The sequence below is a fragment of the Streptomyces sp. NPDC058534 genome (assembly GCF_042717365.1).
In the GTDB taxonomy this organism is placed as follows: Bacteria; Actinomycetota; Actinomycetes; order Streptomycetales; family Streptomycetaceae; genus Streptomyces.
Window position 1 is genome coordinate 1 of the sequence record NZ_JBHXNW010000065.1, and the last position, 26949, is coordinate 26949.

Below are 26949 nucleotides of genomic sequence, written 5' to 3' on the forward strand. Positions count from 1 at the left end.
GCCTGGGACCGGACGCGCCGCCCGCTCCTGGAGGAGCCGCTGTGGCCGAACTGGGAGGTGCTGGCCGAACGCGACCCCAAACCGTCGGTCCCCCACCAACCGCTGCCGCGCACCCCCCCGGCCCGCCCCCCCCCCGCGGCGACCGCTACCCTGGGGGGGGGGCCCGCCTCGCCCCGGGCGCCGGGCGCCGCCACGACGGTGCCGAGGACGGCGACCGCGACCGACTGGGAGACGACGACCACCGTGAGCGCGGGCGTGCGCCGGGTCAGCACCCCGCCGCCGAAGTCGGCCATGCCCCACAGGAGGCTGGTGGCCAGGGCGAACAGCGCTGTCATGATCCGGTCGCCTCGCAGTACAGTTCGGTGAACCTTCGGGTGCAGCAGACCATAGTTCACTGGACTGCACTGCGTCATCCAAAATAATGCACGAAGCGGTGTGCGAAACGGTGCACGAACTCATGAAGGCAATGGACGGAACGTGGCGGACCTCGACCTGCTGACCCAGTCCCTCGCGCGCAACGTCAAGCGCTGGCGCACCGAGCGAGGCTTCACCCTGGAGGCACTGGCCGCCCGTGCGGGCGTCAGCCGCGGCATGCTCATCCAGATCGAGCAGGCCCGCACCAACCCCAGCCTGGGCACCGTCGTCAAGATCGGCGACGCGCTCGGCATCAGCATCACCACCCTGCTGGACTGGGAGCAGGGCCCCAAGGTCCGCGTCGTCCCCGCCGAACAGGCGGTACGCCTCTGGCACACCGACGCCGGCAGCTTCAGCAGACTGCTCGCCGGGGTGGAGGCGCCCGGGCCGCTGGAGATGTGGGAGTGGCGGCTGATGCCGGGGGAGAGCAGCCCCTCCGACCCGCACCCCACCGGCACGGTCGAGATGGTGCACGTCACGACCGGGGAGCTGACGCTCACCGTCGACGGCGCGGCACACCGTGTCCCGGCCGGCGCCAGCGCCTCCTTCGAGTCCGACACCCCGCACACCTACGCCAACGAAGGTGCGGAGCCGATGGAGATGATCATGGCGGTGTCGGTGCCGCCCGTCCGCTGAGACGGCCGTCCCAGACGCCGGTCGCTGTTGTTAGCGTGCGGCCATGCACGCACCCATCGGGAACTTCGACAGCGGCACGCCCGCACCGGACTGCCTCGACGTACTGACCCGCCCGGTCGCCGACGCCGTACGCCACTGGAGCGGCAGCGTCCCCGCCGAGCAGATCGTCTACGTCGAAACCGACCCGGAATGGGCCGACACCGCCACCTTCGTCGAGCACTACGGCCGTGACCTGCTCGAACGCTCCGCGAACTGCGTGGTGGTCACCGGTAAGCGCTCGGGTGGCGCGACGCTCGCCGCCTGCCTGGTCCTGTCCACCACCCGCGTCGACGTCAACGGCGTCGTCCGCCGTCACCTCGGCGCCCGCAAGGCGTCCTTCGCCCCGATGGACACCGCGACCGGCGAGACCGGCATGGAGTACGGCGGCATCACTCCGGTCGGTTTGCCCGGCGACTGGCCCGTGCTGGTGGACTCGGCCGTCGTCGACCTGCCCTACGTCCTCGTCGGCAGCGGACGCCGGCGCGGCAAGCTGCTGGTGCCCGGCAAGGCCTTCGCCGAACTGCCGGGCGCCGTTGTCCTGGAGGGGCTGGGCGTCGCCTGACCGTTCACCCCGGGGCGTGGTGGGCCAGCGCCAGATGCGGGTCCGCCTCGCCCGGCACCGGTGCCGGGTCGGCGTGGACCAGCGCGGCGGTGAGCCGCGGCACGGCGTGCAACAGGGCGTGCTCGGCCTCGACGGCGATGCCGTGGGCCCGGCGGACGGTCGCCTCGCCGTCCACGACCAGGGCGACCTCGGCGCGCAGCCGGTGCCCGACCCAGCGCAGCCGCAGCTCACCCACCCCGCGCACGCCGGGCACCTCGCGCAGCACCTGCTCGGCCCGGTCCACCAGCGCCGGATCGACGGCGTCCATCAGCCGCCGGAACACCTCGCGCGCCGCGTCCCGCAGGACCAGCGTGATCGCGGCCGTGATCGCCAGCCCCACCAGTGGGTCGGCGAGTTGCCACCCCAGGGCCGCGCCGCCGGCGCCCAGCAGCACGGCCAGTGACGTGTAGCCGTCCGTCCGCGCGTGCAGCCCGTCGGCGACCAGCGCCGCCGAGCCGATCTCCCGGCCCACCCGGATCCGGTGGCGAGCCACCCACTCGTTGCCCGCGAAGCCGACCAGCGCGGCCACGGCGACCGCCGGGACGTGCGTGATCGGACGCGGGTCGAGCAGCCGGTCCACCGCCGTCCAGGCCGCGAGGACCGCGGACGCGGCGATCGTCAGGACGATCACGATGCCGGCCAGGTCCTCCGCCCGCCCGTAGCCGTAGGTGAAGCGCCGGGTCGCCGCGCGGCGGCCCAGGACGAAGGCGATGCCGAGCGGTACGGCGGTCAGCGCGTCGGCGGTGTTGTGCACCGTGTCGCCGAGCAGCGCCACCGACCCGGAGACGGCCACCACGGCCGCCTGGACGAGCGCCGTGGTGCCCAGCACCGCCAGCGACACCCACAGGGCGCGCAGCCCGCGGGCCGAGGACTCCAGGGCCGGGTCCACCTTGTCGGCGCTCTCGTGGGAGTGCGGGGTGAGCCGGTGCGCGAGACGGTGCCATCTGCCTGCGGGGGGATGGTGGCCGTCGTGCGCGTGCGCGTCGTGGGGGTGATGCCGGTGCGGGTCGCTCACGGGGTGCCCCTTCCGGTGGTCCGGTGTCCGGTGGTCCGGTGCGGTGGGTGGACGTGTGACGCCCACAGCGCCATTATGTGCGTATGAGCGCACGCATGCACCTTTCATCTGCGGACGATGCGCACCCGCGCACACCGGGCGAGGAGCAGTTCGCGCTCGCCGCCGAACTCCTCGCCCTGCTCGGTGACCGCACCCGCCTGGCCCTGCTGCACGCCCTGACCGACGGCGAGGCCGACGTCACCACCCTCACCGAGGTGTGCGACGCGGCCCGCCCCGCGGTCAGTCAGCATCTGGCCCGGCTGCGGCTCGCGGGGCTGGTGAGCACCCGCAAGGAGGGGCGCCGGGTCGTGTACGCGCTGCGGGACGGGCATCTGCGCCGCCTGGTGGACGAGGCGCTGAACGTCGCCGACCACCGCCTCGGCGACCGGCCGCTGCACGACTGAGCGGCAGCCTCAGCCGCCGGTCCGGACGCCCAGGTAACGCTCGGCGAACTCCGCTGCCGCGACCGGCGAGTCGAACAGGCGGCGCAGCCTGGCCAGTGCGGCACCCGCGCGGTAGGGGTCGCCCGAGGCCGTGCCGTGGTACACCTCCGACAGCCACTGGGAGAACTCCTGGTAGTCCCAGGCCCGGGCGAGGCACGCCCGCGCGTACCCGGACAGCCCGGTGTCGTCGCCTTTCGTCAAGTGCGCAGCCAGCCCGTCGCCGAGCAGGAAGGCGTCGTGCAGGGCGAGGTTCAGTCCCTTCGCGGCGATGGGCGCCGTCAGGTGCGCCGCGTCCCCGGCCAGGAAGAGCCGCCCGAAGACCACGGGTTCGACGACGTAACTGTGCATGTCCAGCACGCGCCGTTCGATCAGCCGCCCCTCCCGGAGCGGCGGTGCGCCGGCCGCGCCCAGGCGCTCCCGCAGCTCGGTCCAGACCCGGTCGTGCGACCAGTTCTCCGGGTTGTCGCCCGGCGGGCACTGTAGGTAGTAGCGGGTCACCTCGGCGCTGCGGGGCATGTGGCCGGCGAAGCCGCGCGGGTGCATGCCGAACACGACGCAGTCCGAGGACGGCGGTGCCTCGGCGAGCAGCGCCAGCCAGCCGACGCCGTAGTCGTACCGGGCGAGACGGGCCCGCTCCGGGGGCAGCGACGCCCGCGTCACTCCGCGTGCCCCGTCGCAGCCCGCCACGAAGTCCGCCTGAACGTAGCGGCGTTCACCGGAGTCGCGGCACACGTACGACACCGACGGTCGGTCGGACTCCGGCTCGTGCAGGCGTACGTCCCGGACGCCGAACCGGATCTCCCCGCCGCGCACGTCCGCGTACTCGCGCACCAGGTCCGTCACCAGGAACTGCTGCGGATAGACGAAGTGGTGCTGCCCCGTCAGTCCGGTGTACTCGAACCGGTACCGCTCCCCGGCGAACCGGAACTCGCACTCGGTGTGCGTCTGCGCCCGCTCCAGCAGGGACCGCGCCAGCCCCCGCCGTTCCAGCCCGCGTACGGCCCATTCCTCGATGACCCCCGCGCGGGGCCGCCGTTCGATGAACTCACGGGTCTCGGTCTCCAGGACCAGACAGTCGACGCCCGCGGCGCGCAGGATGCTGCCGATGGTGAGCCCGGCCGGTCCGGCGCCCACGACGACGACCGAAAAGCGCTGCGCGGAGGATGAGTTGGAGTGGGGGGAAGGTGCGGTCACGCGGACATTATGTGGGTGCCCGGACGTCCTCGGGAACGGCTGCGGGGCCTTCGTCCCGGGGTACCGGAAAATCCCTGGCCGGTCGGGTCCTGCGGTGGCTATGCTCCCCGCGATGACTACTCCTCCTCCAGGCAGATTGGGGGACCCGTCCGCGCAAGGTGAGTGCTGATGCTCACTCACTTCGCGAACGGAGCCTCCGACTCCCGCCTTTCCTTCTGGCGGCGCGTGCGCGAGTTCGCCGTGCCGCCCGCCATGATCGAGACCGCGACCGTCCGCCGCCGCGCCGGGGACTGGGCGGGCGCGTGTGCTGCCGCGGCCTTCGACGTCGACCTCGATCTGCGGTCCGTGGCCCGCGTTCACGGCCACGACCTCGCGGCCCGCGTCCGGGCCGACCTGCGTCATCTCGCACCCGACCTGCTGCGCTGGCACATGCCGAGAATCGCTCCGGACGGGCTGCTGCGCCCGGGCCTCACGTGCACCCTGGCCCGGTACGACGGGGCGGGCCGCGACGGCGCCGGTGCGGTGCACCTCGTGGTGCGGACCCCGCCCGCCTGGGCGGCGGGCGGCCAGCGGATCAGCCTGGCCCTGTGGGACGGCCACGGCCCGGGTGCCGGCGCCGCACGGCACCCGCACTCCCGGCCCCGCCGCCGGTTCCGGCTCGACCTGCACCGCCATCTGTGGGACGCGCGCCGGGCCGGTGAACTGCGGGTCCGGTCGGGTGCCGACCTGCCGTCCGGTGACGACCCGCCCTCTCGACAGGGCCCGCCGGGCGCGACGGAGCCGCCGATGCGACCCTGCGCCGTCGGCCGGTGGGCGGCCGAGGCGGCCCTCCTGCTGCGCGCCGAGGGCCGGACACCGGTCGGCACGGGCACTGGTGCCCTCGGCGTCGTCGTGCGTATTGCTGCCGGGCGGTGGCTCGTCCTGGACCCGGACCCGGACGCGGTGGCCGACGGCGCCGGTGCTCCCGCCCTGCGGATCGGCACGGCGCCCACACGTGGCGGCGCCCTGTCCGCGCTGCCGGTACTGCCCGACGCGGCGACCTGGGTGCCACCCGACCTGGAACTGGTCCGCGCCGGTGCGATCGGGGCGGGCCGGCTGCATCCCCTGGTCGCCCCCGCGCTGCTCCCGGAGGACCACGGGCCGGCCTTCCCGCCCCCGCCCCCGTCCCCGGGCCCGGCGCTTGCGGCGGGACCACGCGTCGTGGACTGCCGGGGCGCCCGGCACCGGATCGGCCTGGTCGACGGGGTGCTCGCGGCGATGGACCACGATCCGGCCGAGATCCGCCGGGAAGAACTGCTGGCCGCGCTGACGGGAACCCCGCTGCCCTGCCTCCAGGTCATCGACGAGGCGCACCGCCGCCCGGAGTGCCTCCCCGACATCCGCGGACGCCTGGACCACGGCGACACCGCCGGCGCCCTCGCCGTCGTCGAGAGCCTCCTCGGCCCCGGCGCACGCCTGCGCGAGGGCGCCCTGCGGGACGAACTGGAGGCCGCCGCCGAACGGCGGATCGCCCACGGGATGTTCCGCGCCGGCCTCGACGAACCCGCCGTCGGACGCTTCGGCCCGAACCGCGACCGTCCCCGCGAGGGCCGCTTCCGCCCGCGCCAGGCCACCTTCGGCTGACCACGCCGGGTCGCCCGTTCCTGCGGGCGGCAAGGCGCCCTCCCGCTCTCCACCGCCGACCCTCAACCCTCAGGTGATGACACATGACGACGTACGCCCCCCTTTCCTCCGTCCCTCCCCTCGCCGCCGCGCCCTCGCAGCTCGACGTCGCCGGGGAACTGCTGACGCTCCTGCGTGACGCGACCACCGAGCCGAGGCCCGACACCCAACTGGAGTCCCTCACCCTGGCCGTGGCCGCCGACCTGCCCGTGCTGCTCTGGGGAGAGCCTGGGATAGGCAAGACCGCCGCTCTCACCCAGCTCGCCGCCGCCCTGGACCTCCCGCTGACCACCGTGATCGCCAGCGTGCACGAGCCGTCCGACTTCTCCGGGCTGCCCGTCGTCGGCGACGACCCCGCGGAACAGGGCGTTCCCATGGCCCCGCCGGACTGGGCGGTGCGGCTGGTACGGGCCGGCCGGGGACTGCTGTTCCTCGATGAGCTGTCCACCGCGCCGCCGGCCGTCCAGGCCGCGCTGCTCCGCCTGGTCCTCGAACGGCGGATCGGCGCCCTGCGGCTGCCGCCCGGGGTACGCATCGTGGCCGCCGCCAACCCGCGGTCCTCGGCGGCCGACGGCTGGGAGCTGAGCCCGCCGCTGGCCAACCGGTTCGTCCACCTCCAGTGGACCCACGACCACGACGTCGTCGTACGCGGACTCGGCGGGACCTGGCCCCGGGCGACGCTGCCGAGCCTGGCGCCGGACAAGCTGGCCGAGGCCGTGCGTCACGCCCGCCGCGCGGTGTGCGAGTTCCTCACCGCCCGCCCCGGCCTCGTACACCGGCTGCCCAGCGGCGAGACCCGCCGGGGCGGGGCCTGGCCGTCGCCGCGGAGCTGGGAGATGACCCTGTGCCTGATCGCCTTCGCGACCGCCGCGGGGTCCTCCAAGGAGGTGCTCTCGCTGCTCGTGCGGGGCACCGTGGGAGACGGCCCCGGGCTGGAGCTGATGGCGTTCGTGGACCGCATGGACCTCCCGGACCCGGAGACGCTGCTCGCCGACCCCGCCGGGGCGGAGCTGCCCGAACGGGGTGATCTGCGGCAGGCCGTGCTCGACGGCGTGGTGGCCGCCGTACGCAAGCGGCCGTCCAAGTCCCGCTGGGACGCGGCGTGGGCGCTGCTGGCGCGGGCGATGGAGACCGGCGCCCCGGACGTCGTGGTCGTCCCGGCGACCACACTCGCCGCGCTGCGCCGGCAGGACTGGGATGTGCCGGCGTCCATCGACCGGCTCGCCGGAGCCATGTCCCTGTCCCGCCGCGCCGACCGCGCGGCGGACCGCGCGGCGGGCCGGATCGCGGGCGGCACGAAGGCGGGCCGATGAGCAGGGACACCGGGGATCACGCGGTGTTGTCGGCGGCGGGTGTGGTGACCGCCGCCTCGTCCGCGGCCGGTGTGGCGACCGCGACTTCGTCCGATGCCGGTGTGGCTCCCGCCGTCTCGACCCCGGGCGCCATGGCGACCGTCGACGGGACCACCGCGGCCACGGCTCCGGCCGTCCCGACGACTTCCGCTTCCGCCCCCGACGGCGCCCCGGCCGGGCACCCTCCGGTGGAGCTCGACCTCGACAAGCTCTTCGCCGCCCGGCTGCAAGCGGCACGGGCGCGGCCCTACCTGGCGACCGCCTTGTTCGCGCTGCACGTCGTCCCCTCGCGACGGGTGCCGACGATGGCCGTCGACCGGTACTGGCGGTGCTACGTCTCGCCGGTCTTCGTGGACCGGACGCCCGTGGAGGAACTGGCCGGCGTGTGGGTGCACGAGGTGTCGCACCTGCTGCGCGACCACCACGGGCGCGGTGACCGGGTCGCGCGCGAGCGCGGGCTGAACGGCCCGGCGGAACGGCTGCGGATGAACATCGCCGCCGACTGCGAGATCAACGACGACGTGTTCGGCGACGGCCTGGTCCGCCCCGAGGGCGCGGTCGAACCGTGGCTGCTGAGGCTGCCCGCCGGGCAGCTCATGGAGGACTACCTGCGCCAGTTCCGGCTCGGGCGGCTCACCGAGAGCCTGGCCTGGCTGGACTGTGGCAGCGGCGCCGACGGCCTCGAACGGGAGTGGGACCTCGGGCCGGACGGCGCGGACGGACTCAGCGAACAGGAACGGGACGCGGTGCGCTTCCGGGTGGCCCGCGGCATCAACGCCCGGCCGGGCCGCGCGCCGAAGGGGTGGCAGCGGTGGGCGGAGGAGGTCTTCCATCCGCCGCAGCCCTGGCGGGAGTTGCTGGGGGCGGCGGTCCGCTCGGCGACCTCTTCTGGCGGCGCGGGCGAGGACTACACGTACGGCAGGCCGTCGCGGCGCTCGGCCGGCACGCCCGGCGTCGTGCTGCCGAGCCTGCGGCGCAGACCGCCCCGGGTCGCCGTGGTCATCGACACCTCCGGGTCGGTCAGCGACGCCGAACTCGGCAGCGCGCTCCTGGAGGCCGCCGCGATCGCCCGCGCCGTCGGAGGCCGTCGCGACCTGGTCAGCGTGGTGCCCTGCGACGCGGTGGCCCGGGTCGCGCACACCCTGTGCCGGGCCGAGGGGATCCCGCTGGTCGGCGGCGGCGGTACGGACCTGCGCACGGGCTTCGCCAAGGCGCTGCGGGCGCGTCCGGCGCCGGACGCGGTCGTCGTCCTGACCGACGGACAGACACCCTGGCCGGACACCCGGCCGCCGTGCCGGACCGTGGTGGGCCTGTTCCCCAGGGAACATGCGCCGAGCGACGAGGACGATCCCGAGTACGTCCCGGACGCACCGCCCGACTGGGCACGCGTGGTGGTCATCGAGTCGGGTCCGGGCGGAGGTCGGTGATCCCGAGCGACGGAGGGGGATTATGGTCGCGGGCCGGTGGATCCGGGCGCGGGCCGGTGGTCCCGGGCGCGGGCCGGTGGTCCCGGGCGCGGGAGGGAGGGTGCTCTGCGTACGGGAGGGTGATCTCGGGCGCGAGTCGGTGGATCCGGCGAGGGCCCGTTGGTCCCGGACACCGCAGGGCCGTCCCGGACACCTGCGGGTGATCCCGGGCACGGGAGGGCAACCCTGGCCCGGGCCGGTGGATCCGCGCACCGCAGGTGGCCCCGCCGGCCCGAGAGCGATCGCGGGCGCCGGCCGGTGTTCCGCCGAACGGCGTCGGCCCAGTCGTGGGATCTCGATGGCCGGGCAGCGGTCCATGACCATGTCCAGGCCCGCGGCCCGGGTCCGTTCGTACGCCGCCTCGTCGATCACGCCGAGCTGGAACCACACCGCCCCGGCGCCCTTCGCGACCGCCTCGTCGGCGACCTGGCCGGCCAGGTCGCTGTTGACGAAGACGTCGACGACGTCCACGTCGAAGGGGATGTCGGCGAGGGAGGCGTACCCCTGCTCGCCGTGCACCGTCTCCGCCTTGGGATGCACGGGCACGACACGCTTGCCGAAGCGCTGAAGCACCTCGGCGACGCCGTACGCCGCGCGCTGCCGGTTGGACGAGAGGCCCACCACGGCCCAGGTGTCTCCCAGCTCGGTGAGGATCTTGCGGACTGCTGCCTCGTCGCCGTACACCGGCGGCCTCCTTCGGCTCCTGGGCGACCCGCGTGTCGCGCCTCCCGGTCGGGTCAACGGAGTGCGGGGAGCCGAGATTCCCCGCGCGGCGCGGGAGCGGCGAGCGCGCCCCCTGTGCGTCACCGCGTCACCCCGCCTACGCTCACCCCGTGCTGCGCATCATCGACGCCCGGACCGGAGAGCCCACCCCCGCCGCCCCCGCCCGACGGGCCCCGACGAGGGTCGTGGCGCACGCGCCGGAGGGCGACACGACCACACTGCGCGTGCTGCTCGTCGCCGACCTCCTGATCCGCGCCCTGGAACTCGCGGGCACGCCCGCGTGGGGACTGCTGACCGCCGCGCGGGAGCCCGGCGGGCTGCGGGAGCACGCGGCGGCCCTGGGCATCCGGCCTTTCGAGGACGGCGGCGCCGGACCGGACACCGGCCAGACCGTGCACGTGCAGCGAGCAGGCGGGGCCGTCCCGGACGGAGCGACGATCGCCGTCGCTCCCGTGCACCCGGCCGAACTCGACCTGGCCGACCCGGACGCCCTGCGTCTCGCCCTGCTGGAACGGCACCACCACGCGCGCGTGGAGCTGGACGCGACCGCGTTGGACGAGGCCCGCGACACCCTCGCGCGCTGGCGGAGCGCGGTCGCCGCCTGGGCGCGGCAGCCATCGCGCCCCGTCCCGGGCGAGGTGCGGGACCGGTTGCGGGCCGCCTGGGAGGACGACCTGGACGCGCCCGGGGTGCTGCGGGTCCTGCACCGCGTGGAGGCCGATCCGGACCTCCCGGACGGAGCCCGCTTCGAGATCTGCGCCTACGCCGACCGGTTCCTCGGCCTCCACCTCACCCGCGACCTCGGAGCCCCCGCGTGATCGCGCGCCCCGGCTCCGGCCCGCTGCGCCGCCTGGTGGTCCTGCGGCACGCCAAGTCGGCCCGCCCCGAGGGCGTCGCCGACCACGACCGCCCGCTCGCCCGGCGCGGACTGCGCGACGCCCCCGCCGCCGGACGCGCCCTCGCGGAGCACGACTGGCTGCCCGACCTCGCCCTGTGCTCCACCGCCGTACGCGCCCGGCAGACCTGGGAACTGGCCTCCGCCCAGTGGGGCACACCACCGCCGGTGCACCACGACCCGCGCCTGTACGCCGCCGGCGTACCGGACCTGCTGGACGTCGTGCGCGAGGTGCCCGCCGACGTCGGGACGCTGCTCCTGGTCGGCCACAACCCCGGCCTGGAGGACCTCATCGGCACCCTGGCCGGCGACGCCCTCGACGACGCGCTGGACCGGGTCCGGACCAAGTACCCCACGTCGGCGGTGGCCGTACTGGACTGGCACGGCACCACCTGGCGGGCGCTGGCCCCCGGCGCGGCCCTGCTGACGGCGATGACGGTGCCGAGGGGCGGGCGGAAGTGAACGCATAGGCTGGCCGCATGCAGGACGAGTACCGCACGGTCGCCCGCGCGGGTGTGCACGAGACCGAGATCAACCGCTCCCGCTTCCTGTGCGCCCTCGCCCCCGCCGCCACCGAGGAGGAGGCCCAGGCGTTCGTCGCGGGCGTACGCAAGGAGCACGCCGACGCCAGCCACAACTGCTGGGCGTACGTCATCGGGGCCGACGCCGCCGTCCAGAAGGCGAGCGACGACGGCGAGCCCGGCGGCACGGCCGGCGTCCCGATGCTCCAGATGCTGCTGCGCCGTGACATGCGGTACGTCGTCGCCGTCGTCACGCGCTACTACGGCGGCGTCAAACTCGGCGCGGGCGGACTCATCCGCGCCTACGGGGGCGCGGTCGGCGAGGCGCTGGACGGACTCGGCACCCTCACCCGGCGCCGGTTCCGGCTGGCCACGGTGACCGTCGACCACCAGCGGGCCGGGCGGCTCCAGAACGACCTGCGCGCGGCGGGCCACGCGGTGCGCGACGTGCGCTACGCCGAGGCGGTCACCATCGAGGTCGGCCTGCCCGAGACCGACGTGGAGACCTTCCGCTCCTGGCTCGCGAACGCCACCGCCGGGTCGGCCGGGTTCGAACTGGGCGGCGAGGCGTACGGGGACGCATGACCACGGCGGCGTCCGCTGATTGACGAAGGCGCGCTCCTCGACCCCGGCCACAACCGCACCCGGCTCGGCGGCCCCGGGGCGCCGCTCGCGCCCGAGGAGAGCATCCCCGCCGTGGTCGACGTCCTCGAATCCCACGCCGGCACGCCCGGCCTGCGGTTCCTGGACCGCCACGGGGAGAAAGTGACCTGGTAGGCGAGCCCACCCGGCCCGGGCGCGGGTGACAGACTGAGGTTCGTGGTGGATCAGGGGCCGGCGGGCGTTAGCGTGGTCGGTGCCGGTGGCGGGAGTCGTGCCGGGTTCCGGGGCGGAGTGAGGGGAAATATGCGGGTCGGGGCGATTCTGTGAGAATTCTGCACACTTCCGACTGGCATCTCGGCCGTGCGTTCCACCGGGTGAACATGCTCGACGCCCAGGCCGCGTTCATCGGCCACCTCGTCGCGACCGTGCGCGAGCACGCCGTCGACGTCGTGGTCGTGTCGGGTGACGTGTACGACCGCGCGGTGCCGCCGCTCGCCGCCGTCGAGCTGTTCGACGACGCTCTGCACCGCCTCGCCGGCCTCGGCGTGCCCACCGTGATGATCTCCGGAAACCACGACTCGGCCCGTCGCCTCGGCGTCGGCGCCGGACTCATCGACCGCGCGGGCATCCACCTGCGCACCGACCCGGCCGGCTGCGGCACCCCGGTGGTGCTGCCGGACGCCCACGGGGACGTCGCCTTCTACGGCCTGCCGTACCTCGAACCGGCCCTGGTGAAGGCGGAGTTCGCAGTGGAGAAGGCGGGCCACGAGGCCGTGCTCGCCGCCGCCATGGACCGGGTGCGGGCCGACCTCGCCACACGCGCGACCGGCACCCGCTCCGTCGTCCTCGCGCACGCCTTCGTCACCGGCGGCGAGCAGAGCGACAGCGAGCGGGACATCACCGTCGGCGGGGTCGCCGCCGTGCCCTCCGGTGTCTTCGACGGCGTCGACTACGTGGCGCTCGGGCACCTGCACGGCTGCCAGACCCTCACCGGGCGCGTCCGCTACTCCGGCTCCCCGCTGCCGTACTCCTTCTCCGAGCACCGGCACCGCAAGAGCGTGTGGCTCGTCGACCTGGACGCGGCCGGGACGGTCACCGCCGAGCGCGTCGACTGCCCGGTGCCGCGCGCGCTGGCCCGGCTGCGCGGCACCCTGGACGACCTGCTCGCCGACCCCGGGCTGGCCCCGCACGAAGAGGCGTGGGTGGAGGCGACCCTCACCGACCCGGTCCGCCCGGACGATCCCATGGCCCGGCTCACGGAGCGTTTCCCGCACACCCTCAGCCTCGTCTTCGACCCCGAGCGCGCCCCCGACGAACCCGGCGTGTCCTACGCCCGGCGCCTCGCCGACCGCAGCGACCAGCAGATCGCCGAGGACTTCGTGGCACACGTGCGCGGCGCCGGACCCGACGGCCACGAACAGGGCGTGCTGCGGGACGCCTTCGACGCGGTGCGCGCCGACGAGACCGTGCAGGAGGTGGCCCGGTGAGGCTGCACCGGCTGGACCTCACCGCCTTCGGCCCCTTCGGCGGCGCGCAGAGCGTCGACTTCGACGACCTGTCCGCGGCCGGCATCTTCCTGCTGCACGGTCCCACCGGCGCCGGCAAGACGTCCGTCCTCGACGCCGTCTGCTACGCGCTGTACGGCTCTGTGCCCGGAGCCCGGCAGAGCGGCCAGGGCATGACCCTGCGCAGCGACCACGCGGCGACCGGCACCCGCACCGAGGTCCGGCTCGAACTCACCGTCGCCGGACGGCGCCTTGAGATCACCCGGCAGCCGCCCTGGCAGCGGCCGAAGCTGCGCGGCAAGGGCACCACCGTCGACAAGGCCCAGACCTGGCTGCGCGAGTACGACGCGACAGCCGGGGCCTGGAAGGCCCTGAGCCGCTCCCACCAGGAGATCGGCGAGGAGATCACGCAGCTGCTCGGCATGAGCCGCGAGCAGTTCTGCCAGGTCGTACTGCTTCCCCAGGGCGACTTCGCGCGCTTCCTGCGCGCCGACGCGGAGGCCCGCGGCAAGCTGCTCGGCCGCCTCTTCGACACCCGGCGGTTCGCCGAGGTCGAGCAGCGCCTCGCCGAACGGCGCCGGACGACGGAGGCCCGGGTGCGGGACGGCGACGCCGCTCTCCTGGCCGACGCCCACCGGATGCAGCAGGCCGCCGGCGACGCCATGGAACTGCCGGAACTGGCGCCGGGCGAGCCGGGCCTGGCCGAGACCGTCCTCGGCGCCGCCGCCCTCGCCCGCTCCACGGCCCGCGAGCTGCTGACCGTCGCCGACTGCGGGCTCATCGCCGCCGAGTCCGCCCACGCCGCCGCCGACCGCGCCCTCGCCGACGTACGGGAACTGGACCGGTTGCAGCGCCGGTTCGCCGAGGCACGGGAGAGGGCCGGGCGGCTGACGGAGCGGGCCGAGGCCCACCGCGCCGCGCAGCAGCGCATGGAGCGGTCCCGCAAGGCCGAAGCGGTCGCACCCGCACTGGAGTTGCGGGACGCCGCGGACGCCGAACACCGGCGGGCGGCGGCAGCGGAGGCACGCGCGCGTGCCGTGCTGCCGGACGCCCTCGCCGACGCCGGTCCCGCCGGACTGGCCGCCGCCGCCCGCCGGGCCGCCGAGGAACTGGGCGGCCTGGAGTCGGCCCGCCGGGCCGAACGGCGCCTCGCCGAACTGGTCGAGGAGCGGGCCGGCCTGGACCGTCAGGAACGCGCCGACGACGATGTCCGGCACGAGGCGGAGACCTGGCTCGCCGACTGGGAGACCACCCGCACCGGACTCCAGACACACGTCGACGACGCCCAGGAGGCCGCGACCCGCGCCGAACAGCTCGCCGTGCAACGCGACCCCGCGCGGCGGCGGCTGAACGCGGCCCGGCAGCGCGACCGGTTCGCCGCCGACACCGACGAGGCCCAGCGCCGGGCACTCGACTCGGCCGAAGCGGCCGTCGCGGCCCGCGCCCACTGGCTCGACCTCAAGGAACAGCGGCTGAACGGCATCGCCGCCGAACTCGCCGCCGGCCTCACCGACGGGGCGCCCTGCGCGGTCTGCGGTGCCACCGAACACCCCGCCCCCGCCCGCCGGATCGACGGACACGTCGACCGCGAGGCCGAGGAGCGGGCCCTCACCGCCTACCAGCACGCCGACGAGCGCCGCGCGGACGCCGAACGGCGCCTGGGCACCGTACGCGAGGCGCTGGCCGCCGCCACGGCCGAGGCCGGGGACGCGCCCACCGCCCGGCTGGCCGAGGAGGCGGAGGAACTGGAGCGCGGGTACGAGCATGTGCGCGCGGTCGGCTCCCGGCTGCACGCGGCACGGGAACAGCTGCGCCGCGCCGGGCACGAGCGCGAGCAGCGCGTCGCCGCCCAGCAGCAGGCCGCCGTACGGTCCGCCTCCCGGGTAGCGGGCCGGGAGCGGCTGGAGAGCGAACAGGTCACGCTGGAGGAGGAGTTGACCCGGGCTCGCGGCGCCGCCGGGAGCGTGACGGCACGGGCCGCGCAGTTGGAGCGCCGGGCCGCCCTGCTCACGGACGCCGCCGACACCGCCCGCGTCGCCGAGGAAGCCGCCCAGCGGCTCAAGGACGCCGACGCGCGCCTCGCCGACGCCGCCTTCCGGGCCGGCTTCGACACCCCGGCGGACGCCGCCGCCGCGCTGCTCGACGACGACGCCCACCGCGAGCTGCAACGCAGGCTCGACGCCCGGGACGCGGAGGAAGCCGCCGTCCGCGCGGTCCTCGCCGAGGCCGACACCGCCGACGCGGCCCGCCGCCCGCCCGCCGACCCCGCCGCGGCCGAACGCGCCGCCGCCGACGCGGGCCGGCGCCTGCGCGAGGCGTCCTCCGCCCACGACGCCGCCGTCCGGCGCTGCGCCGAGCTGGACCGGCTCTCCGCGCGGTCCACGGACTCCGTGCACCGGCTCGCCCCGCTGCGCGACGAGCACACCCGCGTCGCCCGCCTGGCCGGACTCGCCGCGGGCACCTCGGCGGACAACGACCGCCGGATGCGGCTGGAGTCCTACGTCCTTGCCGCCCGCCTCGAACAGGTCGCCGCGGCCGCGACGGCGCGGCTCACCCGCATGTCCGCCGGCCGCTACACCCTCGTCCACTCCGACGACCGCACCGGCCGCGGCCGCAGCGGCCTCGGCCTGCACGTCGTCGACGCCTGGACCGGCCGCGAGCGCGACACGGCCACGCTCTCCGGCGGCGAGACGTTCTTCGCCTCGCTGGCCCTCGCGCTCGGCCTCGCCGACGTCGTCACGGACGAGGCCGGCGGCGTCCGCCTGGACACCCTCTTCATCGACGAGGGCTTCGGCAGCCTCGACGACCAGACCCTCGACGAGGTCCTCGACGTCCTCGACTCCCTGCGCGAACGGGACCGCAGCGTCGGCATCGTCAGCCACGTCGCCGACCTGCGGCGCCGGGTCCACGCCCAACTGGAGGTCGTGAAGGGACGGTCGGGGTCCGCGCTGCGCCAACGGGGCGCCGGCTGACCGGCCCCGGCGGACCTCAGCGGCCCAGGGGGCGGCGGGGGAGCGGCGAGGAGTACACGACGCTCGTGGTGACCGACCCCAGGGCGCTGATCCGGCCGGACACCTCCTCCAGGTGCCGCATCGAACGGGCCGCGACCTTGATGACGAAGCAGTCGTCGCCGGTGACGTGGTGCGCCTCCAGGATCTCGGGGGTGACCGCGACCAGGTCGTGGAACGGCTTGTAGTTGGCGACCGGATAGCGCAGCCGCACGAAGGCCAGGATCGGCAGCCCCAGCCGCTCGGGGTCGACGACCGCCGCGTACCCCCGGATGATCCCGGCCTCCTCCAGCCGCCGCACCCGCTCGGCCACCGCGCTCGCGGACATCGACACGGCACGGGCCAACTCGGCGAAGCCGGCCCGCCCGTCGCGCTGCAGGGCGTCGAGGATGAGCCAGTCGGTGGCGTCAGGGGAATGCGCGGTCATGGGGGATGAATAGCAGGGAATCCCCGGTGCGACAAGCGAAGGGCCGGGGAATCCCCCTTCTGGGAGCGGCGGGCCGACCGTAGATTTCTGACCGGAAGATCCATCTTCTGACCGGAAGATCCATAGAGGAGATGCCCGACCATGAGCGTCACCACCGTCAACCCCGTCCTGCGCGTCGCCCCCGCGCCGCCCGCCGAGGCCGCCGCGTACTTCCGGGCGAGCCTCGCCTTCCACACCGACGTCTCCGACGTCGCCGCCGCGATGGCGGCCGGCGCCGGCCCCGGATTCGTGCTCGTGGACTGCCGGTCCACCGAGTCCTGGGACCAGGGCCACGTACCCGGCGCCGTCCACCTGCCCACCGCGCAGGTCCCCGGACAGGCCGGGCGCCTCCTCGACCCCGCCGTGCCGGTGGTGACGTACTGCTGGGGGCCCGCCTGCGACGGCGCCACCCGCGCGGCCCTCGCCCTCGCCGAACTCGGTTACCCCGTCAAGGAGATGCGCGGCGGCTTCGAGTACTGGGTGCGCGAGGGGTTCGCCTACGACACCCGGCAGGGCACCGAACACCCGGCCGCCGACCCCCTGACCGTACCGGTGGACGCGGACGACTGCGGCTGCTGACCGGCGTGTAGGTTCTGCCGCATGGTGCGATACGCGGAGCCGGGCGCGGTGGAGTGGGTCGAGTCGGGCGGCGGTCCGCTCATAGCGGTCCCGGAGACGGTCCTGCCGTTCTGGACCGGTGCCGACGGCGAGGACGCGGACTCCGACTACGACCGGGCCTGCGAGGTCGACGGCTACGTCGGACTCCTCCCGGTGGGCGACTCCACCGCCCTGGTGCTCGGCGACGAACCCGCCTCGACCGCCTATCTGCCCGAGCACGGGACCTTCGTCCGCTGGTGCGCCGCCGACTCCGAGGACGAGGTACTGGCCGGCGTGCCCGCGGCCCTCGACGCGGCCGAGTGGGAGCCAGAGGTGGCCTGGCGCGTGCCGGGACCGGTGCTGCTGTTCGACGCCGCCTGGCCCGGCGCCGCATCGGACCGCGCGGGGCGCGTGCGGGTGGCGCTGGACCCCGGCCGGTACGGGGTGCGCGCGGCGGAGGCGCGCCCGGGCGCGGAGACGTGGCTGAGCCTTGTCCAGGTGCGGCGGCTCGCCGACCGGTAGGCGTCGCGATATTGACGTGCGGGGCGGACACGGTCCGCCCATCATGGGTGCCCATGCCCACACTTCCGCACCCCGCACCCGAAGAGCTGCGCCGCGACCCGCTGCCCCTGCGCGGCCGGACCGCCCTCGTCACCGGCGCCAGCCGGCGCGGCGGCATCGGCCACGCCGTGGCCCGTCGGCTCGCCGCGTACGGAGCGAGCGTCTACCTGCACCACCACGTGCCGCACGACGCCGCCATGCCCTGGGGCGCCGACCGTCCCGAGGAAGTCGTCGCCTCCGTCCGCGCGGCTCTCGGCGACCCGGACGCGGCCGTGCACGCGGGCCCCGGCGACCTCACCGTCCCGGACGCGCCCGCCGCACTCGTCGCCACCGCCGCCGAGGCGCTCGGCGGACGGCTGGACATCCTGGTCGCCAACCACGCCCTCAGCGGCTCCGACGGCACCCTCGACACGATCGACGCCGCGATGCTCGACGCGCACTGGCAGGTCGACACCCGCTCGGTACTGCTGCTGATCCAGGCGTACGCCCGGCATCGCGCCGCACTGCCGCCCCGGACGCCCGGCGGACGCGTCGTGATGATGACCTCCGGCCAGGATATCGCCGGCGGCATGCCGGGCGAGATCGCCTACGCGCTCCAGAAGGGCGCGCTCGCGTCCGTCACCCGCTCCCTGGCGACGACCCTCGCCGAGCACGCCGTCACCGTGAACGCGGTCAACCCCGGTCCCGTGGACACCGGTTACCTGACCGGCGACGCCTACGAGGCCGTCGCCGCGTGCTTCCCCGGCGGACGGTGGGGGATGCCCGACGACCCGGCCCGCCTCATCGCGTGGCTGGCCACGGACGAGGCGGCGTGGGTCACCGGTCAGGTCGTCGACTCGGAGGGCGGTTTCCGCAGGTGACCGGCGGTCAGAGCCGGGACAGCTCGTCCACCAGGTCGTCCAGGCCCAGCGAGCCCTGGGAGAGCGCCGCCATGTGCCACGCCTTCGGGTCGAAGGCGTCGCCGTGCCGCGCGCGGGCCTTCTCCCGGCCCAGCAGCCACGCCCGCTCACCGAGCTTGTAGCCGATCGCCTGGCCCGGGATGGTCAGGTAGCGGGTCAGCTCGCTCTCCACGAAGTCCGCCGGACGGCTGCTGTGCGCGCCGAAGAACTCCTGCGCCAGCTTCGGCGTCCAGCGCTCGCCCGGGTGGAACGGCGAGTCCGCCGGGATCTCCAGCTCCAGGTGCATGCCGATGTCCACGATGACCCGGGCGGCCCGCATCATCTGCGCGTCCAGATAGCCGAGGCGCTGCTCCGCGTCGGTGAGGAAGCCCAGCTCGTCCATCAGCCGCTCCGCGTACAGCGCCCAGCCCTCGGCGTTGGCGCTGACCATGCCCACGGAGGCCTGGTAGCGGGAGAGGTCTTCCGCGACGTGCGTCCACTGGGCCAGCTGGAGGTGGTGGCCCGGGACGCCCTCGTGGTACCAGGTCGAGACCAGGTCGTACACCGGGAAGCGGGTCTGGCCCATCGTCGGCAGCCAGGTGCGGCCGGGACGGGAGAAGTCCTCCGACGGCGAGGTGTAGTAGGGGGCCGCCGCGCTGCCCGGCGGGGCGATCCGCGACTCCACCCGCCGCACCCGCTCGGCGAGTTCGAAGTGCGTGCCGTCCAGCTGCTCGATCGCCTGGTCCATCAGGCCCTGCAGCCAGTCGCGGACCTCGTCGACGCCCTCGATGTGCTTGCCGTGCTCGTCCAGGTGCGCCAGCGCCACCCACGGCGTCCCGGCGCCCGGGAGGATCTTCTCGGCCTCCGCCTTCATCTCGGCGAGCAGCCGGTGGTACTCGGCCCAGCCGTACGCGTACGCCTCGTCCAGGTCCAGATCCGTGCCGTTGTAGTAGCGCGACCAGCGGGCGTAGCGCTCCCGGCCCACCGTGTTCGGGGCGCCCTCGATCGCCGGGGCGTACACGTCGCGCATCCAGTCCCGCAGCTCCACCACCGATGCCGTCGCACCCCGCGCGGCCTCGTCCAGCTCCGCGCGCAGCGCCTCCGGTCCGTCGGCGGCGAAGTCCTCGAACCAGCCGCGCCCCTCGCCGGTGTCGGCCCACTCGCCGAGCTGCTCGACGAAGGTCGCGGTCGGCCGGGGACCCGCGTACAGCTTCCGCTCCAGACCCCGGGCCAGGGACGCGCGGTAGCCCGCGAACGCCGCCGGTACCGCGCGCAGCCGCTCGGCGACGCGGGCCCAGTCCTCGTCCGTCTCCGTCGGCGTGATCGTGAAGACCTCGCGCACCGAGTGGGCGGCGGTGCCCATGTTGCCGACCGAGCGCAGGCCCTCCTCGGCCTTGTGCACGGCCAGTTCCGCCGTGAGGCGCTCGCGCAGCAGCCGGGCGCAGCGCCGCTCCACGTCGCTGTCCCCGCCGGGCCGCCGCTCCGCCTCGTCCAGCCGGGCGAGGGTGGTCCTGGCCAGCTCCGCGAGGGCCTCCTGCCCGGCGGGCGAGAAGTCGGGCAGGAGGCTGGAACTCTCGGCGACGCCGAGATAGGTACCGGTGACCGGGTCGAGGGCGATGAGGTCGTCGACGTAGGCGTCGGCGACCTCGCGGGGCAGCGGGCTCTTGGTCTCTGACATGCGGACATCCTCATACGGATACCGGTGCCGCGTCAGCCCGGTGGACCGGGCCCGAAGGCGTGCGCGGCCGGATTTCGCTCAGGGCGTGGCCGTCGGCGGGGACGGCGGCAGCAGCGGGCCGCACTCCCACTGCTGGAAGATCAGCCGCGTCTCGACCCGGGCCACCTCCGGCCGGGACGTGAACCCGTCCAGCACCAGCCGCTGGAGATCGGTCATGTCCGCCACCGCGACATGGACGAGGTAGTCGTCCGGGCCCGTGAGATGGAAGACCGTGCGCGACTCCGGCAGCGCCCTGATCCGCTCCACGAAGGGGCCGACCAGCTCCCGCCGGTGCGGGCGCACCTGCACCGAGAGCAGCGCCTGGAGACCCCGGCCCAGCTTGGCCGGGTCCAGTTCGAGCCGGTGGCCGAGGATCACCCCGGCCCGCCGCAGCCGGGTCACCCGGTCCAGGCAGGTCGACGGGGCGACGCCCACCTGGGCGGCGAGATCGCGGTAGGTGGTCCGGGCGTCGTTCTGCAGCAGCCGCAGCAGATGGAGATCCACCGGATCCAGTACGACGGAGTCGGCCATGGGTCGAACGTAACACGGCAGGCCACCGTGAAGACCCGGTCGGTGTTCATTCTTCGGGTCATGGACTCTGCGCGCACGCCCACGTCACCACCCGACGACGTACGCCTCACCGCCGCCACGAGCAGGGCACTGGCCACCGAGGCCGTGCACGCCGGCCGCGACGACCTCGCCGGCCGGGGACTGCACGCCCCGCCCATCGACCTGTCCACGACCTACCCGTCATACGACAGCCGCGGCGAGGCCGCCCGTATCGACGCCTTCGCCGCCACCGGCGCCGAGCCCGACGGCCCGCCGGTCTACGGCCGGCTCGGCAACCCCACCGTCGCCCGCTTCGAGACGGCACTGGCCAGGCTGGAGGGGACCGAGTCGGCGGTCGCCTTCGCCAGCGGCATGGCCGCGCTGAGCGCCGTCCTGCTGGTCCGCGGCTCGATGGGGCTGCGGCACGTCGTCGCCGTACGGCCCCTGTACGGGTGCAGCGACCACCTGCTGACCGCCGGGCTGCTGGGGTCCGAGGTCACCTGGACCGACCCGGCGGGCGTCGCGGACGCGCTGCGCCCGGACACCGGCCTGGTGCTGGTGGAGTCACCGGCCAACCCCACGCTCGCCGAGGTCGACCTGCGGGCCGTCGCGCACGCCTGCGGATCGGTGCCGCTGCTCGTGGACAACACCTTCGCCACACCGGTGCTCCAGCGTCCCGCCGAACACGGGGCCCGGCTGGTGCTGCACAGCGCCACCAAGTACCTCGGCGGGCACGGGGACGTGCTGGCCGGCGTGGTCGCCTGCGACGAGGAGTTCGCCGGGCGGCTGCGGCAGGTGCGCTTCGCCACCGGCGGTGTGCTGCATCCCCTGGCCGGCTATCTGCTGCTGCGCGGCCTGTCCACCCTGCCGGTGCGGGTGCGGGCCGCCTCCGCGAACGCCGCCGAGCTGGTCGCCCGGCTCGCCGCCGACCCGCGGGTGGCCCGCGTCCACTATCCGCGCATCGGCGGCGCGATGGTCTCCTTCGAGGTGCACGGCGACCCGCACGAGGTCATCGGCCGCGTCCGCCTGATCACCCCGGCGGTGAGCCTCGGCAGCGTCGACACGCTCATCCAGCACCCGGCGTCCATCAGCCACCGCATCGTGGACGCGGACGACCGGCGGGGCGCCGGGGTCGGCGACCGCCTGCTGCGGCTCTCGGTGGGCCTGGAGGACGTCGACGACCTGTGGGCCGACCTGGACAGCGCGCTGGGGGAGCGGACGCCCGGCGCGATCCCCCTGCGGGAGGCGTTGTCGGGGGCGGAGTAAAAGGCCGGCGGGGTGTGGGCCGAGGGCGCCGTTCGTCCGCCTACTCCCCGCCGATCCGCTCCCCGTGCGGCACCGGCGCGGGGGCGGTCCGGGAGGCCGGGGCGAGGCGGGCGGTGACGACCAGGGTGCCCTCCTCGATCTGGTAGTCGAGCGGGAGGCCCAGGCCGCGCATCGCGGCGACCATGCCGGTGTTGGAGGCCTGAGTGACGGCGTAGACGCTCTCGCAGCCCGTCTCCGTCGCCATCGCCACGAGCCGGCCGAGGAGTTCGCCGCCGATGCCCCGGCGCTGCCACGCGTCCTCGACGAGCAGCGCGACCTCCGTCTCGTCCCCGTCCCACAGCAGATGACCGAGGCCCACGATCCGCCCCGAGGCGGTCTGCACGGCGAGGGTGCGGCCGAAGCGGGGGCTGAGCAGATGGTTCATGTACCGGTCGGCGTCCCCGACCGGGCCGTGGTACCGCATCCCGAGGGTGCGCGGCGAGCACCGGTCGTGCATCGCCTTCGCCGCCGGAACGTCCCGGGTGTCGGCGCGGCGGACGGTGATGTCGCGCCCTTCGGGCAGCGTCAGCGAGTCCCGGCCGCGCGGAACCCGCGGACCGAGCCGGGCGTCCAGCTCGACCAGCGCCCGCGCGCGGGCGAACTCCGCCGGGGTGAACGGCAGATACGGCCGCTCCACACTGATCACCCCGCCCTCCGGGGCGCGCAGCCGCAGCACGGTGTCCTCCAGCGCGCCCTCCGGCGGTACGTCGTCCCCGGCGCCGCCGACGGCCGCGGGCAGCGACCGGATGGTGCACCGGCCCAGCAACTGGCGGAGTGCCAGCGGGAGTTCCGCGGCGTCCAGTGCCGTACGGGCGGCCAGGCCCAGGATCCGGGTCGGCGCGTCGACCAGGTCGTGCGCGTCCGCCCGCTCCGTCCAGGTGTGGTCACCGCCCGCCGCCGTCACCACGCCGGCCAGTTCGGACCCGGTCAGCGCGGCCGGGGCGCGGAGCAGGAACTCGTCCACCGTGCCCTGGGGCAGCGGGTGCGTCTGGAGGCTCAGGATGTCGATCCGCCGGTCGGCCAGGGCCGCGCACAGCACCGCCAGCGAACCCGGCGCGTCCCGCACCGTCGTCCGCATCCGCCACAGCGCGCTCTCCTCGGCACCGGCCGGCCGCCCGGGCCCGCCATCCCCCTCGGCACGCCCGGCCCGCCGCTCGTCGGTCGGTGGCCGGGCGCCGGTATCGTCCGCGGGCGGCGCCTGCCCGTGGCGGCGTGACCAACGGGTGTGGAATCCCGCCGTGGCGATCAGGGCCGCCACCGACGCCAGCAGTATCAGGGGCACCGCCGGACCGTGCTCGGCCATGAGGGCCACGGCGTCCGTCACTTCAGACATGTCTCGACTCATGCACCCACTGTGAAGGAACGGTGTTGCCCGATCACGAACGCACTGTGACCGATGGGTAAAGAAGGCTTCCGGGGCATTGGGGGGGGAGTTGGCGGCATACCGGACCCGCGATCCCGGACCGCGCACCGGGGGATGACGCCGGTGCGCGGTACACCCCACAGGCTACGGGACTTACTGCCCCACCCGCCCCGGCCGCAGCACCTTCGTGAACAGCACCGTGCCGTCCTGCTCGCGCAGCCGCACCGTCATCTCGGCGCTGTCGCCGTCGATGTCGACCTCGCCGAAGAACTGGTAGCCCTCCGCGGGCGAGACGTTGGAGGCGGTCGGCGCCTTCACGAACACCCGCTCCGCACCGAAGGTCGCGTCGAGAGTGCCGGCCGGGAACGCCCCCGAGTTCAGCGGCCCGGACACGAACTCCCAGAACGGCTCGAAGTCGGTGAACGCGGCCCGCGAGGGCTGGTAGTGCTGGGCGGAGGTGTGGTGCACGTCGGCCGTCAGCCAGACCGTGCCGGTGATCCGCCGGTGCTTGACGAACCGCAGCAGCTCGGCGATCTGCAGCTCCCGCCCCAGCGGCGCGCCGGGGTCGCCCTGCGCGATGGCCTCGATGTTGGGCGCGCCCTCCGTGGCGTCGGGCACGACCAGGCCGATCGGCATGTCCGCGGCGATCACCTTCCACACCGCACGCGACCGCGACAGCTCCCGCTTGAGCCACTCCAACTGCTCGCGGCCGAGGATGCCCTGCGGGTCCACGGCCTGGCCGCCCGGGGAGTTGGCATTGCGGTAGGTCCGCATGTCCAGCACGAACACGTCGAGCAGCGGGCCCTGGCGCAGCACCCGGTGGACGCGGCCCTCGCGTGCGCCGGGACGCGGGGTGGAGAGGGGGAAGTACTCGCCGAACGCCCGCCGGGCCCGGGCGGCCAGCACGTCCACGCTCTTCTCGGTGTACCGGTCGTCCGTGTCCGCGATCACCTGGCCCGGGTACCAGTTGTTGCGGACCTCGTGGTCGTCCCACTGGACGACCGAAGGGACCCGCGCGTTGAAGCGCCGCAGGTTCTCGTCGAGCAGGTTGTAGCGGAAGTTGCCGCGGAACTCGGCGAGGGTCTCGGCGACCTTGGACTTCTCCTCGGTGGTGACGTTGCGCCAGGTGCGGCCGTCGGGCAGGGCCGCGGTCTCCGCGATGGGGCCGTCGGCGTAGATGTTGTCGCCGCTGCACAGGAAGAAGTCCGGGTCCAGTGCGCCCATGGCGTCGTAGATGCGGTAGCCGCCCAGGTCCGGGTTGATGCCCCAGCCCTGCCCCGCGAGGTCGCCGGACCACACGAACCGCACGCCGTCGCGCCGGCGGACCGGCACGGTGCGGAACGTGCCGGTCACCGGCTCGCCGGTGCGGCGCGGATCGTCGGGGTCGGCGAGGAGCACGCGGTAGTGGATCTGCTCGCCGGGCGGCAGGCCGCGCAGCCGGGTGGTGCCGGTGAAGTCGGTGTCCCCGCCGAGCAGCGGACCGTGCCACCGGTGCGGGCGGCGGAACGACTCGGTCGCGGACGTCTCGACGATCATCCGGGCCGGACGGTCGGACCGCACCCACACCAGACCGGAGTGGGAGGTCACGTCCCCCGTCTGCACGCCCCAGCCCGCCCCGGGGCGCCCGGAACGGGCGAACGCCGGCGCCGCCCCGAGCGCGGTGGGCAGGGTCAGGGCCGCCGACGCGGCGAGCGAGCCGCGCAGCACGCTGCGGCGACCGGGCAACGGACGGTGTGACATGGACGCGCCTCCAAGGACTCCTGGGAAGGGATCCGGCCGGGTCCGTGGCCGGTGTGCAGAGCCAGGCCTACTGGTACGGCGCGGCGCCCACGGAAACTCCGTGTGAACAACCCGCCGCCCCGACGCGCGAGGCGGCCGGTCAGGTGGCCGTCGCCATCGCCCGCACCCCCGCCCGGATCCGCCCCGGCGTCAGATGCGCGTAGCCCAGCACCAGCCGCACCTCGTGCCGCCCCGCCGCCCCACTGTCCACCCCGTGCCCGTACTCCGCCAGGGAGCGCACCGCCACTCCCGCCTCCGTCACCCGGGCGAGGAAGCGCTCGGTGGGTCCGTACCGTCCGGGAAGCGTGGCGATCGCGTGCAGGCCGGCGGCGATGCCGGTGACCTCCGAGCCGGGGAAGTGCTCCGCAAGCGCTGCCACCAGCGCGTCGCGCCGCTCGCGGTAGGCGCGCTGGCAGACGCGCAGCTGGCGGTCGTAGTCGCCGCGCTCGACGAACCGGGCGAAGACCGCCTGGTCCAGCGTCGGGTGCCCCAGGTCGGTGGTGCGCTTCCGCGCCACCACCTCGTCCGCCAGCCACTCGGGCACCAGCAGCCACCCCAGCCGCAGTCCCGGGGCGAGGGACTTGCTGACCGAGCCGGTGTAGGCGACGCGTTCCGGATCGAGCCCCTGGAGCGCGCCCACGGGGGCGCGGTCGTAGCGGAAGTCGCCGTCGTAGTCGTCCTCCAGGACGAGACCGTTCACGGACCGTGCCCAGCCGAGGAGTTCGCCGCGCCGCCGCGCCGAGTAGGCGATCCCGGTGGGGAACTGGTGGGCCGGCGTCGTCACGACGACCCGTACGCCCGAGGCGCGCAGCGCGCCGACGGCCAGCCCCTCCGCGTCCAGCGGCAGCGGCACGGTGGCGACGCCCGCCGACGCGTACAGGTCGCAGTGCTGGGGGCTGCCGGGGTCCTCGACACCGGCGGTGCGTGTCCCGCGCGCGTGCAGCACGCCCGCGAGCAGTGCCGTCGCCTGCGCCACCCCGGACACGACCACGATCCGCTCCGGGTCCGCCACCACGCCCCGGCGCCTTGCCAGCAGTTCGGCCAGCGCGGCGCGCAGCCGGGGCAGGCCACGCGGGTCGGGATAGCCCAGAGCCTCGTGCGGCAGCTCCGACAGCACCCCGCGCTGCGCGGCGGCCCACGCCGAGCGCGGGAAGAGCGACAGGTCGGGCGTCCCCGGCACGAAGTCCGCGCGGTGACCGGGGGAGCGCGGGGCGAGGTCACGCGCGCGCGGGCGGGCCGCCCGCACCACGTCACCCACCCAGGTCCCCGCACCCCGCCCGCTGCGCAGATAGCCCTCGGCCGTCAGCTGCTCGTACGCGTCCGTCACCAGCTTCCGCGACACACCGAGGTCGGCCGCGAGGTCCCGGCTCGACGGCAGCCGGGTGCCCGGGGCGAGCCGGCCCGAGCGGACCGCGTCCCGCAACGCGGCCTGGAGGGCGCGGCCACGCGCGCGTGCCGGTGCCGAGGCGGCGGGCAGCAGCAGCTCCCAGGCCGAGGCCATGCGATCAGTCCCCCGAGTATCAGTTCTTTCCAATCGCCCCCACTTTACGAGGGGTTGGACCCGCCGGTGCGTAAACCGAGTGACAGACCACAGCGAGGGGGCAGGCCGCCGCCGGGC

The 26949-nt window shown here is 75.0% G+C and carries 23 protein-coding genes and 2 pseudogenes; 15 read left to right on the forward strand and 10 right to left on the reverse strand.

What is annotated here, in order from left to right; translation table 11 throughout:
* A pseudogene (locus tag ACFWR9_RS31285) lies at window positions 1–335 on the reverse strand (hypothetical protein); the annotation flags it as partial.
* 142 nt (window positions 336–477) lie between these two features.
* Here ACFWR9_RS31285 and ACFWR9_RS31290 point away from each other — a divergent pair.
* Both ACFWR9_RS31290 and ACFWR9_RS31295 read left to right on the forward strand, forming a co-directional pair.
* Window positions 478–1050, forward strand: coding sequence for a helix-turn-helix domain-containing protein (locus ACFWR9_RS31290; RefSeq protein ID WP_383847813.1), 573 nt, complete (start codon window positions 478–480; stop codon window positions 1048–1050).
* A gap of 43 nt (window positions 1051–1093) precedes the next feature.
* Window positions 1094–1651: a YbaK/EbsC family protein gene (locus ACFWR9_RS31295; RefSeq protein ID WP_383847816.1), complete on the forward strand. Its 558-nt coding sequence runs from the start codon at window positions 1094–1096 to the stop codon at window positions 1649–1651.
* Between the two features lie 4 nt (window positions 1652–1655).
* On the opposite strand, the gene ACFWR9_RS31300 is transcribed toward ACFWR9_RS31295, so the two are convergent.
* Window positions 1656–2705, reverse strand: coding sequence for a cation diffusion facilitator family transporter (locus ACFWR9_RS31300; RefSeq protein ID WP_383847819.1), 1050 nt, complete (start codon window positions 2703–2705; stop codon window positions 1656–1658).
* Between the two features lie 83 nt (window positions 2706–2788).
* Here ACFWR9_RS31300 and ACFWR9_RS31305 point away from each other — a divergent pair, with 83 nt between their 5' ends.
* Window positions 2789–3148, forward strand: a complete 360-nt coding sequence (locus ACFWR9_RS31305) for an ArsR/SmtB family transcription factor (protein ID WP_383847821.1) — start codon at window positions 2789–2791, stop codon at window positions 3146–3148.
* A 9-nt stretch (window positions 3149–3157) separates the two neighbouring features.
* Here ACFWR9_RS31305 and ACFWR9_RS31310 read toward each other — a convergent pair whose 3' ends face one another.
* Window positions 3158–4381: a 4-hydroxybenzoate 3-monooxygenase gene (locus tag ACFWR9_RS31310; protein WP_383847824.1), complete on the reverse strand. Its 1224-nt coding sequence runs from the start codon at window positions 4379–4381 to the stop codon at window positions 3158–3160.
* A 168-nt stretch (window positions 4382–4549) separates the two neighbouring features.
* Here ACFWR9_RS31310 and ACFWR9_RS31315 point away from each other — a divergent pair, with 168 nt between their 5' ends.
* The 3 genes from ACFWR9_RS31315 (at window position 4550) to ACFWR9_RS31325 (ending at window position 8822) form a co-directional block, all read left to right on the forward strand.
* A complete protein-coding gene (locus tag ACFWR9_RS31315; protein WP_383847826.1) occupies window positions 4550–6004 on the forward strand; it encodes a hypothetical protein in 1455 nt (484 codons plus the stop codon).
* A gap of 83 nt (window positions 6005–6087) precedes the next feature.
* A complete protein-coding gene (locus ACFWR9_RS31320) occupies window positions 6088–7356 on the forward strand; it encodes an AAA family ATPase (protein ID WP_383847828.1) in 1269 nt (422 codons plus the stop codon).
* A 131-nt stretch (window positions 7357–7487) separates the two neighbouring features.
* A complete protein-coding gene (locus tag ACFWR9_RS31325) occupies window positions 7488–8822 on the forward strand; it encodes a VWA-like domain-containing protein (protein WP_383847922.1) in 1335 nt (444 codons plus the stop codon).
* Between the two features lie 318 nt (window positions 8823–9140).
* Here the strand turns inward: ACFWR9_RS31325 and ACFWR9_RS31330 are convergent.
* Window positions 9141–9545, reverse strand: a pseudogene (locus ACFWR9_RS31330) (CoA-binding protein); the annotation flags it as partial.
* A gap of 149 nt (window positions 9546–9694) precedes the next feature.
* On the opposite strand from ACFWR9_RS31330, the gene ACFWR9_RS31335 reads away from it, so the two are divergent.
* From ACFWR9_RS31335 to ACFWR9_RS31355, 5 genes are all read left to right on the forward strand, one after another.
* On the forward strand, window positions 9695–10402 hold the full coding sequence (locus tag ACFWR9_RS31335; RefSeq protein WP_383847831.1) for a hypothetical protein: 708 nt from the start codon (window positions 9695–9697) through the stop codon (window positions 10400–10402).
* On the forward strand, window positions 10399–10941 hold the full coding sequence (locus tag ACFWR9_RS31340) for a SixA phosphatase family protein (RefSeq protein WP_383847834.1): 543 nt from the start codon (window positions 10399–10401) through the stop codon (window positions 10939–10941). Before ACFWR9_RS31335 ends, ACFWR9_RS31340 begins: the two co-directional genes overlap by 4 nt.
* 17 nt (window positions 10942–10958) lie before the next feature.
* Window positions 10959–11585: a YigZ family protein gene (locus ACFWR9_RS31345; protein ID WP_383847837.1), complete on the forward strand. Its 627-nt coding sequence runs from the start codon at window positions 10959–10961 to the stop codon at window positions 11583–11585.
* A gap of 341 nt (window positions 11586–11926) precedes the next feature.
* Complete coding sequence (locus ACFWR9_RS31350; protein ID WP_383847839.1) at window positions 11927–13090, forward strand: exonuclease SbcCD subunit D; 1164 nt, start codon at window positions 11927–11929, stop codon at window positions 13088–13090.
* Window positions 13087–16080: an AAA family ATPase gene (locus ACFWR9_RS31355; RefSeq protein WP_383847841.1), complete on the forward strand. Its 2994-nt coding sequence runs from the start codon at window positions 13087–13089 to the stop codon at window positions 16078–16080. The genes ACFWR9_RS31350 and ACFWR9_RS31355 overlap by 4 nt, the downstream gene beginning before the upstream one ends.
* A gap of 16 nt (window positions 16081–16096) precedes the next feature.
* Here the strand turns inward: ACFWR9_RS31355 and ACFWR9_RS31360 are convergent, their stop codons facing one another.
* Complete coding sequence (locus tag ACFWR9_RS31360; protein ID WP_383847843.1) at window positions 16097–16543, reverse strand: Lrp/AsnC family transcriptional regulator; 447 nt, start codon at window positions 16541–16543, stop codon at window positions 16097–16099.
* Between the two features lie 141 nt (window positions 16544–16684).
* Between ACFWR9_RS31360 and ACFWR9_RS31365 the strand changes: the two genes are divergently transcribed.
* Genes ACFWR9_RS31365 through ACFWR9_RS31375 form a run of 3 tightly spaced genes read left to right on the forward strand, consistent with a single transcriptional unit; the run spans window position 16685 to window position 18600 of the window.
* Window positions 16685–17161 carry a rhodanese-like domain-containing protein gene (locus ACFWR9_RS31365; RefSeq protein ID WP_383847846.1) on the forward strand — a complete coding sequence of 159 codons (477 nt, stop codon included), beginning with the start codon at window positions 16685–16687 and terminating at the stop codon, window positions 17159–17161.
* Between the two features lie 21 nt (window positions 17162–17182).
* The gene (locus ACFWR9_RS31370) at window positions 17183–17701 is read left to right on the forward strand and encodes an immunity 21 family protein (RefSeq protein ID WP_383847848.1); all 519 of its coding nucleotides are present in this window, start codon (window positions 17183–17185) and stop codon (window positions 17699–17701) included.
* Window positions 17702–17754: 53 nt separating this feature from the next.
* A complete protein-coding gene (locus ACFWR9_RS31375) occupies window positions 17755–18600 on the forward strand; it encodes an SDR family oxidoreductase (RefSeq protein WP_383847850.1) in 846 nt (281 codons plus the stop codon).
* A 7-nt stretch (window positions 18601–18607) separates the two neighbouring features.
* Here the strand turns inward: ACFWR9_RS31375 and ACFWR9_RS31380 are convergent, their stop codons facing one another.
* Complete coding sequence (locus ACFWR9_RS31380; RefSeq protein ID WP_383847853.1) at window positions 18608–20296, reverse strand: DUF885 domain-containing protein; 1689 nt, start codon at window positions 20294–20296, stop codon at window positions 18608–18610.
* A 78-nt stretch (window positions 20297–20374) separates the two neighbouring features.
* Window positions 20375–20866: an Lrp/AsnC family transcriptional regulator gene (locus ACFWR9_RS31385; protein ID WP_122620957.1), complete on the reverse strand. Its 492-nt coding sequence runs from the start codon at window positions 20864–20866 to the stop codon at window positions 20375–20377.
* A gap of 60 nt (window positions 20867–20926) precedes the next feature.
* On the opposite strand from ACFWR9_RS31385, the gene ACFWR9_RS31390 reads away from it, so the two are divergent.
* Window positions 20927–22150, forward strand: coding sequence for a trans-sulfuration enzyme family protein (locus ACFWR9_RS31390; protein WP_383847855.1), 1224 nt, complete (start codon window positions 20927–20929; stop codon window positions 22148–22150).
* Between the two features lie 40 nt (window positions 22151–22190).
* Here the strand turns inward: ACFWR9_RS31390 and ACFWR9_RS31395 are convergent, their stop codons facing one another.
* The 3 genes from ACFWR9_RS31395 to ACFWR9_RS31405 all read right to left on the reverse strand — a co-directional run bounded on the left by ACFWR9_RS31395 (window position 22191) and on the right by ACFWR9_RS31405 (window position 26832).
* A complete protein-coding gene (locus tag ACFWR9_RS31395) occupies window positions 22191–23522 on the reverse strand; it encodes a GNAT family N-acetyltransferase (protein WP_383847857.1) in 1332 nt (443 codons plus the stop codon).
* A gap of 183 nt (window positions 23523–23705) precedes the next feature.
* Entirely contained in the window at window positions 23706–25292 is a 1587-nt protein-coding gene (locus tag ACFWR9_RS31400) for an alkaline phosphatase D family protein (RefSeq protein WP_383847859.1), read from the reverse strand.
* A 139-nt stretch (window positions 25293–25431) separates the two neighbouring features.
* Window positions 25432–26832 carry a PLP-dependent aminotransferase family protein gene (locus ACFWR9_RS31405; RefSeq protein WP_383847862.1) on the reverse strand — a complete coding sequence of 467 codons (1401 nt, stop codon included), beginning with the start codon at window positions 26830–26832 and terminating at the stop codon, window positions 25432–25434.
* Window positions 26833–26949 lie beyond the last annotated feature (117 nt).

Coding starts and splice junctions, on each gene's coding strand:
- ACFWR9_RS31295 (WP_383847816.1), top strand. CDS start 1,094: ATGCACGCACCCATCGGGAACTTCGACAGCGGCACGCCCGCACCGGAC.
- ACFWR9_RS31305 (WP_383847821.1), top strand. CDS start 2,789: ATGAGCGCACGCATGCACCTTTCATCTGCGGACGATGCGCACCCGCGC.
- ACFWR9_RS31315 (WP_383847826.1), top strand. CDS start 4,550: ATGCTCACTCACTTCGCGAACGGAGCCTCCGACTCCCGCCTTTCCTTC.
- ACFWR9_RS31320 (WP_383847828.1), top strand. CDS start 6,088: ATGACGACGTACGCCCCCCTTTCCTCCGTCCCTCCCCTCGCCGCCGCG.
- ACFWR9_RS31325 (WP_383847922.1), top strand. CDS start 7,488: ATGGCGACCGTCGACGGGACCACCGCGGCCACGGCTCCGGCCGTCCCG.
- ACFWR9_RS31345 (WP_383847837.1), top strand. CDS start 10,959: ATGCAGGACGAGTACCGCACGGTCGCCCGCGCGGGTGTGCACGAGACC.
- ACFWR9_RS31360 (WP_383847843.1), bottom strand. CDS start 16,543: ATGACCGCGCATTCCCCTGACGCCACCGACTGGCTCATCCTCGACGCC.
- ACFWR9_RS31365 (WP_383847846.1), top strand. CDS start 16,685: ATGAGCGTCACCACCGTCAACCCCGTCCTGCGCGTCGCCCCCGCGCCG.
- ACFWR9_RS31370 (WP_383847848.1), top strand. CDS start 17,183: ATGGTGCGATACGCGGAGCCGGGCGCGGTGGAGTGGGTCGAGTCGGGC.
- ACFWR9_RS31375 (WP_383847850.1), top strand. CDS start 17,755: ATGCCCACACTTCCGCACCCCGCACCCGAAGAGCTGCGCCGCGACCCG.
- ACFWR9_RS31380 (WP_383847853.1), bottom strand. CDS start 20,296: ATGTCAGAGACCAAGAGCCCGCTGCCCCGCGAGGTCGCCGACGCCTAC.
- ACFWR9_RS31385 (WP_122620957.1), bottom strand. CDS start 20,866: ATGGCCGACTCCGTCGTACTGGATCCGGTGGATCTCCATCTGCTGCGG.
- ACFWR9_RS31390 (WP_383847855.1), top strand. CDS start 20,927: ATGGACTCTGCGCGCACGCCCACGTCACCACCCGACGACGTACGCCTC.
- ACFWR9_RS31395 (WP_383847857.1), bottom strand. CDS start 23,522: ATGTCTGAAGTGACGGACGCCGTGGCCCTCATGGCCGAGCACGGTCCG.
- ACFWR9_RS31400 (WP_383847859.1), bottom strand. CDS start 25,292: ATGTCACACCGTCCGTTGCCCGGTCGCCGCAGCGTGCTGCGCGGCTCG.
- ACFWR9_RS31405 (WP_383847862.1), bottom strand. CDS start 26,832: ATGGCCTCGGCCTGGGAGCTGCTGCTGCCCGCCGCCTCGGCACCGGCA.